This is a genomic window from Allobosea sp. 10L422, assembly GCF_056395345.1.
Window position 1 is genome coordinate 44,320 of the sequence record NZ_JBFTJI010000008.1, and the last position, 14,782, is coordinate 59,101.

The 14,782-nt window shown below is 65.5% G+C and carries 14 protein-coding genes and 1 riboswitch; of the genes, 4 read left to right on the forward strand and 10 right to left on the reverse strand.

All coding sequences use genetic code 11. The features are described from left to right. Positions 1 to 8: 8 nt before the first annotated feature. Positions 9 to 356 (forward strand): ArsR/SmtB family transcription factor, encoded by a 348-nt coding sequence (locus tag AC1DEZ_RS16650; protein WP_476780048.1) that lies wholly within the window; start codon positions 9 to 11, stop codon positions 354 to 356. Here the strand turns inward: AC1DEZ_RS16650 and AC1DEZ_RS16655 are convergent. The 3 genes from AC1DEZ_RS16655 to AC1DEZ_RS16665 are packed head-to-tail and all read right to left on the reverse strand — an operon-like array spanning position 331 to position 2,221. Beyond that, on the reverse strand, positions 331 to 1,404 hold the full coding sequence (locus AC1DEZ_RS16655) for a YeeE/YedE family protein (RefSeq protein ID WP_476780049.1): 1,074 nt from the start codon (positions 1,402 to 1,404) through the stop codon (positions 331 to 333). The genes AC1DEZ_RS16650 and AC1DEZ_RS16655 overlap by 26 nt on opposite strands. Positions 1,405 to 1,435: 31 nt before the next feature. Beyond that, positions 1,436 to 1,816 carry an ArsR/SmtB family transcription factor gene (locus AC1DEZ_RS16660; protein WP_476780050.1) on the reverse strand — a complete coding sequence of 127 codons (381 nt, stop codon included), beginning with the start codon at positions 1,814 to 1,816 and terminating at the stop codon, positions 1,436 to 1,438. Positions 1,817 to 1,828: 12 nt separating this feature from the next. Beyond that, positions 1,829 to 2,221, reverse strand: coding sequence for a thioredoxin fold domain-containing protein (locus AC1DEZ_RS16665; protein ID WP_441509887.1), 393 nt, complete (start codon positions 2,219 to 2,221; stop codon positions 1,829 to 1,831). Positions 2,222 to 2,288: 67 nt separating this feature from the next. On the opposite strand from AC1DEZ_RS16665, the gene AC1DEZ_RS16670 reads away from it, so the two are divergent. The 3 genes from AC1DEZ_RS16670 to AC1DEZ_RS16680 all read left to right on the forward strand — a co-directional run bounded on the left by AC1DEZ_RS16670 (position 2,289) and on the right by AC1DEZ_RS16680 (position 5,421). Then, positions 2,289 to 2,813 (forward strand): thioredoxin family protein, encoded by a 525-nt coding sequence (locus AC1DEZ_RS16670; RefSeq protein WP_476780051.1) that lies wholly within the window; start codon positions 2,289 to 2,291, stop codon positions 2,811 to 2,813. Positions 2,814 to 3,100: 287 nt separating this feature from the next. Then, positions 3,101 to 4,285, forward strand: a complete 1,185-nt coding sequence (locus tag AC1DEZ_RS16675; protein ID WP_476780052.1) for a trans-sulfuration enzyme family protein — start codon at positions 3,101 to 3,103, stop codon at positions 4,283 to 4,285. 113 nt (positions 4,286 to 4,398) lie between these two features. Next, a complete protein-coding gene (locus tag AC1DEZ_RS16680) occupies positions 4,399 to 5,421 on the forward strand; it encodes an amino acid ABC transporter substrate-binding protein (RefSeq protein ID WP_476780053.1) in 1,023 nt (340 codons plus the stop codon). A gap of 81 nt (positions 5,422 to 5,502) precedes the next feature. On the opposite strand, the gene AC1DEZ_RS16685 is transcribed toward AC1DEZ_RS16680, so the two are convergent. From AC1DEZ_RS16685 to AC1DEZ_RS16715, 7 genes are all read right to left on the reverse strand, one after another. Next, complete coding sequence (locus tag AC1DEZ_RS16685; RefSeq protein ID WP_476780054.1) at positions 5,503 to 7,092, reverse strand: copper resistance CopC/CopD family protein; 1,590 nt, start codon at positions 7,090 to 7,092, stop codon at positions 5,503 to 5,505. Positions 7,093 to 7,139: 47 nt separating this feature from the next. Then, positions 7,140 to 7,655 carry a YcnI family copper-binding membrane protein gene (locus AC1DEZ_RS16690; protein ID WP_441510116.1) on the reverse strand — a complete coding sequence of 172 codons (516 nt, stop codon included), beginning with the start codon at positions 7,653 to 7,655 and terminating at the stop codon, positions 7,140 to 7,142. Between the two features lie 344 nt (positions 7,656 to 7,999). After that, entirely contained in the window at positions 8,000 to 8,392 is a 393-nt protein-coding gene (locus tag AC1DEZ_RS16695; protein WP_476780055.1) for a hypothetical protein, read from the reverse strand. A 114-nt stretch (positions 8,393 to 8,506) separates the two neighbouring features. Continuing rightward, positions 8,507 to 8,659, reverse strand: coding sequence for a hypothetical protein (locus tag AC1DEZ_RS16700; RefSeq protein WP_476780056.1), 153 nt, complete (start codon positions 8,657 to 8,659; stop codon positions 8,507 to 8,509). Positions 8,660 to 8,661: 2 nt separating this feature from the next. After that, entirely contained in the window at positions 8,662 to 9,789 is a 1,128-nt protein-coding gene (locus tag AC1DEZ_RS16705; protein WP_476780057.1) for a ribonucleotide-diphosphate reductase subunit beta, read from the reverse strand. Between the two features lie 154 nt (positions 9,790 to 9,943). Further along, positions 9,944 to 12,859 carry a ribonucleoside-diphosphate reductase subunit alpha gene (locus AC1DEZ_RS16710; RefSeq protein WP_476780058.1) on the reverse strand — a complete coding sequence of 972 codons (2,916 nt, stop codon included), beginning with the start codon at positions 12,857 to 12,859 and terminating at the stop codon, positions 9,944 to 9,946. Between the two features lie 111 nt (positions 12,860 to 12,970). Beyond that, positions 12,971 to 13,172, reverse strand: a riboswitch (cobalamin riboswitch). Positions 13,173 to 13,302: 130 nt separating this feature from the next. Next, on the reverse strand, positions 13,303 to 14,721 hold the full coding sequence (locus tag AC1DEZ_RS16715; protein ID WP_441509894.1) for a short-chain fatty acyl-CoA regulator family protein: 1,419 nt from the start codon (positions 14,719 to 14,721) through the stop codon (positions 13,303 to 13,305). Between the last annotated feature and the right edge of the window lie 61 nt (positions 14,722 to 14,782).

The following is a 14,782-nucleotide window of genomic DNA, read 5'->3' on the forward strand; positions in this document are numbered from 1 at the left end:
ATTAGAATATGTCAATCACGTTCGCCTCCGGAGCCGGCCTGACGGCGCCGCCAATCGAGAAAGCTGCCGCCCTGCTCGGGGCCATGGCGAATCCGCGGCGGCTGGCCATCCTGTGCCGGCTCGTCGAGGGCGAGGCTGCAGCCGCCGAATTGGCGGGCGTCACGGGCCTGAGTTCGGCCGGCGTCGCGTCGCACCTCGCTCAGCTGCGGCGGCTCGGCCTGATCGCCGCGCGCCGGCGCGGGATTTCCGTGATGTTTTCCCTGGCGAGCGTGGAGGCGGCGGCCATTCTCGAAACGCTTCACCGCCTCTATTGCGGAAGCGAAGCCGGTGTCAGCGTCTCGGCAGAAGCCCTCTGAGCGAGCCTTCCATGAGAAAGGCGATGCCGATCCTTGCCCCGATCATCATGCCCGCGATCGCGAGCGGCCAGGAAAGCGCCATCATCGAACCGGCCGAAATCCCCTGCCCGATCGTGCATCCCCCTGCCAGCACGCCGCCGCCGCCCATCAGCACGGCACCCAGCAGATGGCGGCGCATTTCGCGATCGTCATCGAACGCTTCCCAACGAAACTCCCTGTCATAGAGCGCGGAGAGGAAGGAACCGAGCACGACGCCGGCCAGCGTCCCGATGCCGAATTCGAGCAGCGCCGCCGGCGCCGTCAGAACGGCGTAAAGGGCGCGGCCGACAGGCGAAACGAAGGTCAGACTCTGGGCGCGCGGAACATGCTCGAAAGCATCGACCGCAACGCCCGTCACCCACCAGCCCGCCACAACCGCCAACCCCAGCGTCGCCCCGGCGATGAGCAGGCGAGGCGACCGCCGCAGCCGCGGATCGATCCAGACCAGCGTTCCGAGCAAGACGGCTCCGAGCAGCGTCAAAAGCAGCCGGGAGTGCGGAAACCCGAAATAGTCCAGCACGCTGTCGAGATTGCCTTTGATCTGGCCCGGCAGCGGCCAGGCGACCTTTTCGAGGACATCGATACGAACGGGCGCCAGCATTCCGCGCAACGTGGCATAGGCCACCGAGCCGAACACCATCATGACGATCAGGCTGCGCAGATCGCCGGCACCAAGCCGTACCAAAGAGCCGAAGCTGCAGGTTCCGACCAACGCCATGCCGAGCCCGAACAGCGTGCTGCCGACCATGATCGACAGCCATGGCAAGGCGGGCTGGACATAGGTCGAGCTGGAAGGGTCGAGCAGGCCGAGAGCGACCAGAGACTGCGTTCCCGCGAGCGCGACCGCCAGGGCCAGCCCGAAGATGCGCAGCCGGCGCGTATCCCCGCCGATCCAGGCATCCTCGACCGCGCCGAAGGAACACAGCCGCGCGCGCCGGACCGTGAAGCCGCAGACCGCTCCAGTTGCGACGCCCGCCAGCGCTGCGCCCCAGGCGGAGAACTCCGTCATGGTCCGAGCAGCCGGTCCGCCGGAAACGGGCTCACGGCTTGGTCGTCTCGCTTGCGCCGGTGCCGCAGAAGATATCGTAGATGACCGAGATCACGCGGCGGACATCGTCATTGGCGAGGCTGTAATACATCGCCTTGCCGTCGCGCCGCGTCGTGACGAGCTGATCCAGCCGGAGCCGCGCCAATTGCTGAGAAACCATCGGCTGACGAAGCGAGAGCAGGTTCTCAAGCTCCGTCACCGTCCTTTCGCGCTCGGCCAGCAGGCACAGCAGCAGCAGCCGATTCTCATGCGAGAGCGCTTTCAGGAAATCGCTCGCCTTGCGCGCCTTGCGCATGAGCTGATCGAGCTCCGGCGAGAATTCGGCGCCGTCGCGCAGCTCGGTTTCGAGCGCTTTCGAGACGATCGCGGTCATTCTGCCCCCATCTCAAGGCTTCGGTTTGCCATCGCGCTTGTCCATGCCAGCTAAGAGCTGCCCGAGCAAACCCCAAAACATATCGTCGTTCAGATAGCCGGTGATGCGGCCGACTTCACGGCCATCGTCGACCAGCACAAAGGTCGGCGTCGCGATGACCGGCTCCCGCAGGCCAGCATCTCGCACTCCTCCTGCCGAAAGATCGATGCGCCTCAACGGGGCGAGCGCGCCTTCGCGCGTCTTGGCGTAGACCGGCGCGACCTCGCGCTCGAAGCGGACGCAAAACGGGCAGCCGTTGCGCCGGTACATGACAAGTTCCGCAGCACCTGCCGATGCGAGGGATTGGGCCGACAGCACAAAGGCTGCCGCAGCGATCTTCCCCCCATGCCACCAGCTTGCAATCATATCGACAACATAGTCATATTCATATGTTTATACCAGCGACTTCCAAGCCTGCCGCGGGAGGCTGCCCATGATCACCAGAAGAGACCTGCTCGCCCCGGCCTTGGGCGCGGCCCTCGCCGCGTCGAACCTGCGGCCGGTCTTCGGCAAGGCGCGGCTCGGCGAGGACGGCCTCTACGCGTTCGACTGGTATCTCGAGAGCTTTCTGGATCTCGCGGACGATCTCGGAGCGGCGACGCGAGACGGCAAGCGCTTTGCGATCCTGTGGGGGTTGCGCAACTGCCCCGCCTGCCGGCGAATGCATGAGGTCTGCATGGCCGACCCCTCGATCGAGACCTATATCCGCGACCATTTCGCCATCCTGCACCTGAACATCCTGGGTTCGCGCGAGGTGACGGATTTCGATGGGATAAGGCTGACCGAAAAGCGGCTTGCCGCCCGTTACGGGATCATCGGCACACCGGCGGTCCAGTTCTTTCCGCAGAATGCGGAAGGCCTCGCAGGCCGGCAACCGCGTGATCGCGAGTTGGCGAGAATGGACATGCTGCCTGCACAGGATCGATTTCTCGCCCTGTTTCAGGATATGCGGCGCTAGCACCACACACACTGCCGGAAGGTTCAATCCGAGGCTACGCGCCGCGTCGATGGGCCTGTGGCCGGCGTCAGGCCGGCCTGCCAGCGCCGGATGTCGAGATTGTATCGGCCGGACGGTCCGCCACGGCGTCAATGACGCCATCTCGCCCGTCGCGAGCAGCTTAATGCACGCGTGCGCTGCGGGCCGACCCTCCGAATCCATAACATCCCGGCATCGCTCGATACCCTCCGGTCGATTGCCGCCAATTTCCAAAGCTTTGAGTATCAGCCCGACAAGGGAAAACGACCATGCACGACCTGACACTTTGCGTTCATCACCCGGCCGTCGACGAGGAGGGCTATGCCTCGCTCGCCGTGCCGACGCATCGCGCCTCGACCATCGTCTATCCGGACGGAGCAAGCTTCATGGCCCGCAAGTATCGCGGCTTCGACGGCTATACYTAYGGYCTGCACGGCACGCCGACGACSCGCACGCTCGAAGCGCAATTGACGGTCCTGCACGATGGTGTCCGCACCGTGCTGGTGCCCTCAGGGCAGGCGGCCGTCACTCTCGTAATGCTGTCCGTGCTGATGCCCGGCGACAAGGTCCTGATCCCCGACCATGTCTATCCGCCGGTCCGCAGTTTCTGCGCCGAATATCTGGCGCCGCGCGGCATCGCCTATGGCGTCTATGATCCGCTGATCGGCGCCGGCATCGCCGATCTCATCGACGAGACCGTCAAGCTGGTCTGGGTCGAGTCGCCCGGCTCCAATACGATGGAGGTGCAGGACGTGCCCGCCATCGTGGCTGCCGCCAAGGCSAAGGGCGYGCTCGTCGGCTGCGACAACACCTGGGCGACGCCGCTGATCTTCAAGCCGCTGGAGTATGGCGCCGATTTCGCCTGCGAGGCGCTCACCAAATATGTCGGCGGCCATTCCGACCTGCTGCTCGGCTCCATCACCGTCAAGGACATGGCGCTGCGCCAGAAGATGAAGGAGATCCTGCGCGGCTTCGGCGTCGGCGTCTCGCCGGACGAATGCCAGCTCGCCTTGCGCGGCATCGAGACCATGGGCCTGCGCGTCGCCCATATGGGGAAGGTCTCGGAGGATTTCGCGCGCCGGCTCGTCGATCATCCCATGGTCGAGCGCGTGCTGCATCCGGCCCTGCCGTCATGCCCGGGCCACGCGATCTGGAAGCGCGATATGGGGCGGTCCTCGGGGCTCTTCAGCCTCGTGCTGAAGCCTGTCGACGACGACGCCATGAGCGCGGCGTTGAGCGCATTGCGCATCTTCGCGATCGGAGCCTCCTGGGGCGGCACGCGCAGCCTCGTCGCGCCGCAGGCGGTCGTGCAGGATCGGACCGCGACGAACTGGACGGCCAAAGGTCCGCTGCTGCGCATCAGCATCGGCCTCGAAGATCCGGAGGAGCTGTGGGCCGACCTGAGCCGACTGCTTTCGGTCCTCGGACAGGCCCCCGCGAACAAGGCTGCCTGACAAGAAGCAAAGCCAAGCCGGGGACGACGAAGACACGGCGCGAGGCTCGCGCCGTGATCGGGAGAACTTTGCCCGAAGACGGCGTCTGGAACACAAAAAGAAGGGGAAGTACGATGAAGATGGTTTTCACCGGGCTCGGCGCAGCCCTCGTGGCGGCGTGTCTCGCCACGCAGCCGGCTGCCGCGGATACGCTCAAGACGATTCGAGATCGCGGCAAAATCATATGCGGCACCAGCACAGGCGTCGCCGGCTTCTCGACCCAGGACGCCAATGGCCGCTGGCAGGGCTTCGACATCGACATCTGTCGCGCACTCGCCGTCGCAATCTTCAACGATACGGAGAAAGCCTCCTTCGTACCGCTGACTTCCAAGGACCGATTGATCGCCTTGCAGGCGGGAGAGGTCGACGTTCTGCCGCGCACGACCACCTGGACGCTGGCGCGCAACACGGGCCAGGGCGTCACCTTCACCGGCGTGAACTACTATGACGGGCAAGGCTTCATGGTGCCGAAGAAGCTCGGGGTCGCCAGCGCGAGCAAACTCGACGGAGCATCGATCTGCGTCGCGCAGGGCACGACGAGCGAGCTTAACCTCGCCGACTATTTCCGCCGCACCAAGATGAAATACGAGGTCGCGGCCTTCGGCACGGCGGAGGATGCTCTCAAGGCTTACGAGTCCGGACGGTGCGACGCCTACACCACGGACGTCTCTGCGCTCTCTGCGAATCTGCTCAAGTTCCGAGACCCAAGCGAACATGTCGTGCTGCCCGAGATCATCTCGAAGGAACCGCTGGGTCCTTGGGTCCGCAGCGGCGACGATACCTGGTTCAATCTCGTACGCTGGACCCTGTTCGCCCTGATCAATGCGGAGGAGCTCGGCGTGACCAAGGCGAATGTCAGGGAGCTGGCGGAGACTTCAGCCAATCCCGAGATCCGCCGCTTTCTCGGCAAGGACGGGAAATATGGCGAAGGTCTCGGCGTGACCGCCGACTGGACCGTTCGGATCATCACCGCGGTCGGCAATTACGGCGAGAGCTTCGAGCGCAATCTCGGCATGAGCTCGCCCATGAAGCTCCAGCGGGGCCCCAACGCCCTCTGGATGGAAGGCGGACTGCAATACTCGCCCCCGTTCCGGTAGAGCACCTCGTCACATCGCCCTCAGAGCCACATAGTGAATGCGCTTGTTCATGGAATGCTCCTGTCGTCCGCGGTTTGAAACTCATGGCCGGATCAGGACGGCGTCCTTGATCCGGCGCATCTCGAAGTCGGAGATCAGGATTTCGAGCTCGACCTCCCAGCGGCCAGGCACCGGCAGGTTCAGCTCATCCACCCGCCAGATGCCGTCCTCCCCAAGACGCGCGCGCCGCTCGATCGGCTCGATCCCGGCCGCGGGGTTGCTGAAGCCGAGGCTGAGCTCCTTGGCGGGCAGCGGACCGAACTCGCCGTTCATCAGCACAACATCGACCGAGACCCGTCCCACCCGGCCGGGCGAGACGGTGACGTCCGCCATCGCCTGCATGGTGTGGATATGGACCAAGGCTGGCTGCGTCTGCGCCGCCAGAATGGAGCGCGGCGGCGGCGTGAAGCGCCAGAGCGCAGCGGTGCCCAGGACCGCGACCAGCACAGCAAGCTCGGCAGCGATGACACGCCTCATGACGCGTGCGGCGATGAGGTCGCCGGCCTCGGTCCGCCGCGTCAGGCGCCAGCGGTTGAAACCGGCCAGCGTGAAGACGACAGCGACAAGGGCAAGCTTGGCGAGCAGGACGCGGCCATAAGCCGTCCACAGCAGCGCCGCCGGCGTTTCGACCTGCACGACGGCCAGAACGAATCCGCTGAGCAGAAGCGCGGCGACGACGACCGCAATCCCGGAGGAAAATCGCCGCAGTGCGCCACGACCTGCCTTGATCCGCAGGGCCAGAGACAGCGGCAGCAACGCGCCTGTCCAGAGGGCGATCGCGCTCGCGTGCAGGAACACGGCAGGACGCATCAGCCATTGTGGATGGGCGGCGCTGGCATGGCCGCTGCTCGCGAGGGCAACCCCGGCCAGCAATGCGCTGAGAAGCCCGGCTACGCCCGCCGCCGTTCCACGCAGCTGGATTCCGACGAAGGCGATGGCCAGGGCCATGGCCGCGCCGACGGCGGTCCAGAGATAGCTGGTCGACGCCGCGGCTTTCCAGATCGCCGGCTGGAAGAAGGCAACGAGCGAAGCCCCCATCGCGTCGAGGCCTTGCGCGCTCAAAGCGACGGGCACGCAGATCAGGCCGAGCACGGTCATGACGGTGGCGAAGCGCCTCGCCGAGCCGGGGAGCGGGCCGACCCATGCCCCACTCGCAGCGGCGCCGCAGCCGAGGAACAATCCGAGATAGAGACCCAGCCGGCTCAGCCAGACGAGCATTCGCACGCTCGTATCGAACTGCTCGCCGGTCTCGGGCGCCGTGCTGCTGGGCGCACCGATCGAAAACACCAACGTGCCGCCGACGGGGTGGCCGTCCTCCGAGACGACGCGCCAGCTCAGCGCGTAGGTGCCGCTCACCAGTCCGGCCGGAGCAGTGATCACGACCGTGCCGTCCTTCAGCGCGAAGCGATCGAGTATGCGGGCTGCGCCATCCGGCCCGAGCAGCCTCAGCGCAAGCGGCGAGACCGGCTCGCTGAAAACGAGATCAATCTGCCCCGGCGGAGCCACGAGCACGCTGCCATCGGCCGGAACGGCACGGTTCAGCGCCGCATGCGCCCAGGCGAGACCGGGCGCCCCGGCGCCAACCAGAGCAAGGAGAAGCAGCAGCAAATAGCGGCGGAATCGGACTGACATGGCTAATCCTCGCGGCGGAGCGCAGGATGCGCCCCGCCGCCAAGCGGTCACTTCGCGGGGGTGAGCTTCACGCCCGGCGCCGGGAACTTGTAATCGTCCGCTACCTTCCCGGCGGCCGGAATCTCGATCCAGCGCTCGACGGCGCCGCCCTCGCATTCCTGCACGACCGGCATATAGAGCGTCGTGTCGGCCTTCAGATCCTTGGTCAGATAGCCGCGCAGGACGAACTCGTCGTAATGCTCGTCGAGCAGCTTGCCGCCGCTCCAGACCACTTCCCTCACGCCCTCGGAAGTCGGCGTGCCGTAGTAGTCGTAGGACTTGTCGTACTTGCCCTTGACGGTCTCGAGGGTCCAGCCCGGCTTCGGCATCGGCTTCACGGCGATGACGCCTTCCGGAATCTGGACGCGGACCTTGGTCGTCGCCGCGCCCTTGCAGCCATGCGGTACGCGGAGCACCGCCTTGTAGGTCGAGCCGAGGGCGGCTGAGGGGCCTTCAAGCGTGATATGCGCGAAAGCCGGGCCGGCAGCGATGAGGCCGGCCACTGCGAGAAGATATTTCATGATGCTTGCCCTTGCTGATTGAGGCCGTTTCGTCGGCCGGTTTGCGACAGGCTGGCAGCCCGCCGGATTGGGAAAAGCGGGGAACGACAGTGCGGAAGAGATGCGCCATGCGGCAACCCAGCGGCGGCAAGTGGCCGCTCGCGTCCGCCCAGGACATCATCGATGAGCGCGATGGCGGCTGCGAGCGCGCCTGTCGCGAAGCAGCCCGCAAGGCGAGCCGGGGGATGGGATGGCATGGCACCGAATCCGCGCCGTGCCGGCGTCGGATCGGGCTATGAAGCGCGTCACAACGGCCGGCGGCAGGCTGAAGTCAGCCGTCGCGGACGCTCAGGGCGCCGGACGGCGGCTCAGACGATAGCCGGAGGCGCGCGCGGGTTAGCGAGAGAATGCTCGGACAGGAATCCGACGGGCCGGTCGAGCCGGCGAGCGAAGGCGACCTGATCGACCGGCCGATGCAGCAGTAGCTGGAATTCCGGCTGCGCCGGATCGGCTCCAGCGAGCATTGGGCAGCCGGCCGTGCAGCAGCTCATGCCGGCATGGCTCTGCGATTTGTCATGATCGCTTCCCGTCTGCACATCGCCGCCCGGCGCGCAGTGCGTCAACGCGAGTGTGCGGTCGAGCGAGAGCGCATTGGCGTATGTACCGGCGGCGAAGCCAGCGAACAGGGCCTGGATCACGAGCAGATAGGCCGCGAAAATCGCGACCCAGCTCCTGACATCAGATCCGCTGCGATGGCTCAAAGCATCGACCTCCGATGCCTCGATATCACCGACGCGGCCGAGATCAAATGGCTTTGCGGTCGCAGGCTGCGTCGGCTTCTCCGCTCGCAATTGGCCAGGAGCGCATTGATCCGCTCAGGCGAGCCCCGGGCATCGGGAAGCTCGGCGCGCCGCCGATGCGAGCCCGCTCGGTTCCGCCGCTGGTTCGTTTCCGAGCATGTGTTCCGCGATGATGCGCTCGACGGCCAACTCGGCGGCGCCGCCATATTCGGTCGCCTCGCCGGTCATCCTCACTCCCAGCTCAGCGCGCCCCCGTTCTGGTACTCGATGACGCGGGTCTCGAAAAAATTCTTCTCCTTCTTCAGGTCCATCGCCTCGCTCATCCAGGGGAACGGGTTCTCGGCCTCGGCGAAGACTGCGGCCAGGCCAAGCTGGGCGCAGCGGCGGTTGGCGATGAAGTGCATGTACTGCTCGCAAAGCGCGGCGTTCAGCCCGAGGAAGCCCCTCGGCATCGTGTCGCGGCCATAGGCGGCTTCGAGCTCCGCGGCTTCCCGGAGCATGCCGCGCACCTCGTCCTGGAAGGCCTTGGTCCAGAGATGCGGGTTCTCGATCTTGATCTGGTTGATGACGTCGATGCCGAAGTTCAGATGGATCGACTCGTCGCGCAGGATGTACTGGTACTGCTCGGCGATCCCCACCATCTTGTTACGCCGGCCGAGCGAGAGGATTTGCGCGAAGCCCGTGTAAAACCACATCCCCTCGAAGATCACGTAGAAGGTGATCAGGTCGCGCAGCAGGGCCTGGTCGTTCTCCGGCGTGCCGGTGCAGAACTCCGGGTTCTCGATGCTCTGCGTGTGCTTCAGCGCCCAGGCCGCCTTGTCGGTGATCGAGGGCACCTCGCGATACATGTTGAACAGTTCGCCCTCGTCGAAGCCGAGACTCTCGACGATGTACTGGAAGGTGTGGGTGTGGATCGCCTCCTCGAAGGCCTGGCGCAGCAGGTACTGCCGGCACTCCGGGTTGGTCAGGTGGCGGTAGATCGCCAGCACGATGTTGTTGGCGACGAGGCTCTCGGACGCCGCGAAGAAGCCGAGATTGCGCTTGAGCATGCGCCGCTCGTCCTCGCTGAGCCCGTCCTTCGACTTCCACAGCGCGATGTCGGCCTGCATCGAGACCTCGGTCGGCATCCAGTGGTTGTTGCAGCCGGAGAGGTACTTCTCCCAGGCCCATTTGTACTTGAGCGGCAGGAGCTGGTTCACGTCGGCGCGCGCGTTGATCATGCGCTTGTCGTCGACCGTGACGCGTCCGCCGTTGCGGTCGATCTCGCCGAGGCCGGTGGCATCGACGACAGGCGATGGGTTGGTCAGGATGGCGGGATTGGCCGGGGCCGCCGGCTTGGTGTCGGACCAGTCGAGCATGGGATGTTCCGTTCAATGGAGTGCGGGGCGTCATGCTCGGGCTTGACCCGAGCATCTCTTGCCGAGGAGGCTCTAGCGCCTCGTCCTGCCGGAGATTCTCGGGTCTGCGCTTCGCTTCGCCCGAGGATGACGCGGATTGCGATGAAGGCGGCCGTTACTGGCAAGCTTCGCAGGTCGGATCGTCGATCGAACAGGCGTTTGGCACGGCCACGCCGTTTTCCAGCGGGATGTCGATGATGATTGGCGCGGCGGCCTTGGCAGCGACCGGCACGGTGGCCGAGACCGCATTGAGCTTGCCGTCGGTGCCCTTCAGCGTCGACTTCTCGACGTGGGTCGCCGACAGCGCCCGCAGGTAATAGGTCGTCTTCAGGCCCAGCCGCCACGCCAGCCGATAGGCCTCGTCGAGCTTCCGGCCGGAGGGCTGCGCCATGTAGAGGTTCAGCGATTGGCCCTGGTCGATCCATTTCTGGCGTCGGGCGGCGGCGCGGATTAGCCACTCGGTCGGGATTTCGAAGGAGGTCGCGTAGAGCGCCTTCAGGTCCGCCGGGACGCGGTCGATCTGGCTGACCTTGCCGTCGTAGTATTTGAGGTCCGAGACCATCACCTCGTCCCAGAGCCCCCTCGCCTTCAGGTCATGGACGAGCCCGGCATTCACCACGGTGAAGTCGCCCGACATGTTCGCCTTGACGTAGAGCTGGCTGTAGGACGGCTCGATCGACTGCGAGACGCCGACGATGTTCGAGATCGTCGCGGTCGGCGCGATCGCCATCGTGTTCGAGTTGCGCATGCCGGTGGTCTTCACCCGCTCGCGCAGGCCCTGCCAGTCCAGCGTCGCCGAGCGATCCAGCTCGGCATCGCGATCGCGGGCTTCCGAGAGGATGTCGAGCGAGTCGATCGGCAAGATGCCCTTCGACCAGAGCGAACCCTCGAAGCTCGGGTAGCGGCCGCGCTCGGCGGCAAGATCGACCGAGGCCGAGATCGCATGAAAGCTGATCGCCTCCATTGACGTATCGGCGAAGGCGACGGCCTCCTCCGACGCCGTCGGCAGGCGCAGCGTCTGGAGCGCGTCCTGGAAGCCCATGATGCCGAGCCCAACCGGACGGTGGCGCAGGTTCGAGCGGCGCGCTTCCGGGATCGTGTAGAAATTGATGTCGACGACGTTGTCGAGCATGCGCATCGCCGTCTTCACGGTCCGCGCCAGCCGAGCCTGGTCGAGCCCGTCGGGGCCGACGTGGGCGGCGAGATTGACCGAGCCGAGATTGCAGACCGCGACCTCGTCGGCCGAGGTGTTGAGGGTGATCTCGGTGCAAAGATTGGATGAATGCACCACTCCGGCATGTTGCTGTGGTGAGCGGAGATTGCAGGCGTCCTTGAAGGTGATCCAGGGATGGCCGGTCTCGAACAGCATGGTCAGCATGCGTCGCCAGAGATCGACGGCCTTCAACTTCTTATGGACACGCAGCTCGCCGCGGGCGGCCTTCGCCTCATAGGTCTCGTAGGCTTCCCGGAACGGCTTGCCATAGAGATCGTGCAGGTCCGGCACCTCGTCGGGCGAGAACAGCGTCCAGTCGCCGCCCGCCTCGACGCGCTGCATGAACAGGTCGGGAATCCAGTTCGCCGTGTTCATGTCATGGGTGCGGCGGCGGTCGTCGCCGGTGTTCTTGCGGAGGTCGAGGAACTCCTCGATATCGACATGCCAGGTCTCGAGATAGGCGCAGACCGCGCCCTTGCGCTTGCCGCCCTGGTTGACCGCGATGGCTGTATCGTTGGCAACCTTGAGGAACGGTACGACGCCCTGGCTCTCGCCATTGGTGCCCTTGATATGGGCGCCCAAGCCCCGCACCGGCGTCCAGTCATTGCCGAGCCCGCCGGAATATTTGGCGAGCAGGGCGTTGTCCTTCACTGCCTTGAAGATGCCGTCGAGGTCGTCGGCGACCGTGGTCAGGAAGCAGGAGGAGAGTTGCGGACGCAGCGTGCCCGAATTGAACAGGGTCGGCGTCGAGGCCATGAAATCGAAGGACGACAGCAGGTCGTAGAACTCGATCGCCCGCGCTTCCCGGTCGATCTCGCGGATGGCGAGGCCCATGGCGACGCGCATAAAGAAGGCCTGCGGCAGCTCGAAGCGGTTGCCACGGACATGCAGGAAGTAGCGGTCGTAAAGCGTCTGGAAGCCGAGGTAGTCGAATTGCAGGTCGCGCTCCGGCTTCAGCGCCGTAGCGATACGGACAATGTCGAAGCGGCCGAGCTCGGGATCGATCAGTTCGTTCTCGATGCCGGTCTTGAGGTAGGCCGCGAAATAGTCGCCGTAGCCGGCGGCCATCTCTTCCTGCGTCGCCTGCTCGGTATGACCCTGGACGAAGGTGAGCGCCTCGCGGCGCAGTTTGTCGAGCAGCAGGCGGGCCGAGACCTTGGCGTAGTTCGGCTCGCTCTCGATCAACGTGCGGGCAGCTAGGATCGGCGCCAGCGCCAGCTCGTCGAGCGAAATGCCGTCATAGAGGTTGCGGCGGGTTTCCGTCAGGATCGGCTCGGCCGCGACACCATCGAGACCGGCGCAGGCCTCGCGCACCACCTTGTCGAGGCGAGCAGAATCCAGCGGCACCATCGCGCCATCGGCCAGCTTCATTCGGAAGGCTGGTGCGGCCGACTTAGCAGGCTTCGCTTCAGACAGCGCCTTGGCTCGCTCGCGCGCGCGTTCCTCACGATAGAGCACATAGGCGCGAGCGACCTTGTGGTGCTCGCCGCGCATCAGCGCGAGCTCCACCTGATCCTGGACGTCCTCGATATGGAAGGTGCGGCCGTTCGCGGCGCGACGGGTCAGCCCGGCGACGACCTGGTCGGTCATTTCCGCGACGGCTTCGTGGATGCGACGCGAAGCGGCGGCGTTCGATCCCTCGACCGCCAGGAACGCCTTGGTCAGCGCGACCGAGATTTTCGAAGGGTCGAACGGCGTCACTGCGCCGTTGCGGCGAATGACCTGGTAGCCGGGTTCGCTAGCCGCGGCCTTGGCCACCACAGGATCGGCGGCCGGAGAAACGGCAACCGGCCGCTCGGCTTCAAGAGAAAGAGACATGGCATCAACCCCAAATGTTGGGGGCAAAGGCCAGAGCGGTTGCGTCGAGAAGGCGCGCGGCACCACAAGGCCGCGACCTGCCAAGCGCACCACCGGGACACCCCGCCCGTGGACGTTCATGGTGTCGCGGCAGGTCTCCTGGCTCGCGGGTCAGCGCTCTCGTCCCGTCTTCCCAAGACCTTGCGGTCTCAGTGACTCAATCGTGGACGTGAACTCGCCGCTTACAGTTGCGGGGGCAGCGCCGGCTTCGCACCGGCTTCCCTCTTAGCTCTCGATCTTGCGATTCGAGAGACCATCGACCACCAGATCTAGTGGCCAACGCTGTTCCGGTGTCAATAGGTCGCTATGCCCTTCATTCGGCGCCTTCGATCATCGCCACCGTCGGCCCGGCAGGCATACCGCAACGCGAGCCCAAGGCCTCGCCACGCCCAGTATGAAAGGCCTTACACGGCGTTGTACGGCACGAAGCCGTGCATGCGCTCGTCGATGGCGAGCGGCTTGCCGATCGGCGGGAAAGCCCGCTGCGGGCAGTTCGAGCGTTCGCAGACCTTGCAGCCGGCGCCGATCGGCGTCGCCGCGCTCGGGTCGCCCAGATCGAGGCCCTTCGAATAGACGAGGCGGCTCGCATGGCGGATATCGCAGCCAAGCCCGATCGAGAAGGTCTTGCCGATGTCGCCGTAGCCGCCAACCGCGTCGTTCACGGTGCGGGCGATCCAGAGATAGGTCCGCCCGTCCGGCATCTGCGCAGTCTGCGTCAGAATGCGCCCGGGCTGCGCGAAGGCTTCGTAGACGTTCCAGAGCGGACAGGTTCCGCCTACCCGCGAGAAGTGGAAATCGGTCGCGGATTGCCGCTTGGAGATATTGCCGGCCCGGTCGACCCGGACAAAAAAGAACGGCACGCCCGGCGCCCCCGGCCGCTGCAGCGACGACAGGCGGTGGCAGACGGATTCGAAGCCGACGCCGAAACGCCGGGCGAGGCGGTCGATATCGTAGCGCTCGGCCTCCGCTGCATCGAGGAAGGTGCGATAGGGCATGAGCAGCGCCGCGGCGAAGTGATTGGCGAGGCCAATGCGGGCGAGCGCGTGCACCTCCGCCGCCCCGGCCGCAGCCTCCTCGGCCAGCCGCCCTATCGCCTCCTCCATTTCCAGGAAGCCGATCTGCGTGGCTATCTGGAAGGCGCGCTGTCCGGGATCGAGGAGAGCCGAAAGGTGAAGCCGGCGCTCCTTCGGGTCATAGCGCCGCTGGGCCTGCCCCGCCATGTCATTGGAGAGCTGGATACGGACGCCATGCCGGCGATCGAGGCGGCGGGCTAGCCCCTCCGCCACCTGCCCGACCTTCAAATCCGCCGTTTCGAAGATGCGCTCCGCCGCTTCGTCGAGTTCGGAAAAATGATTGTGGTGCGCGTAGAAGAAGTCCCGCACCTGCTCATGCGGCATCAGCGCCCGGAAGGTCGCCTCGCCGCCGCTGCCGAGCCCGAGTTCGCCCGCCATCGCATCGGCCCGCTCCAGCGCGTTGCGGTAGCGCCGATGCAGCGCGACGACCGCCCGGCCGAGCGCGGGCATGTTCTCCACCACCTCGCGGATCTCGCTGACACTCACGGAATCGCCATTGGCCGGATCGGCGAAGACCTCGCGCAGGTCGGCGACCATCCGCGCCTCATCCCCTTCCGAGAAGAGCTGGACGTCGACGCCGAAGACCGCGTTGATCTTCAGCAGCACCTGGACGGTCAGCGGGCGCAGATTCTTCTCGATCTGGTTGAGATAGCTCGGCGACACCTCGAGCGCCTGAGCGAGCGCAAGCTGGGTCAAGCCGCGCTCTTCGCGCAGGCGCTTGAGGCGGACGCCCGCAAAGACCTTCTTCATAGGCAAGTTCCATTCGCAAAATTCGCAAACACGTCCTATGCCATTCGCATTATTTCACATT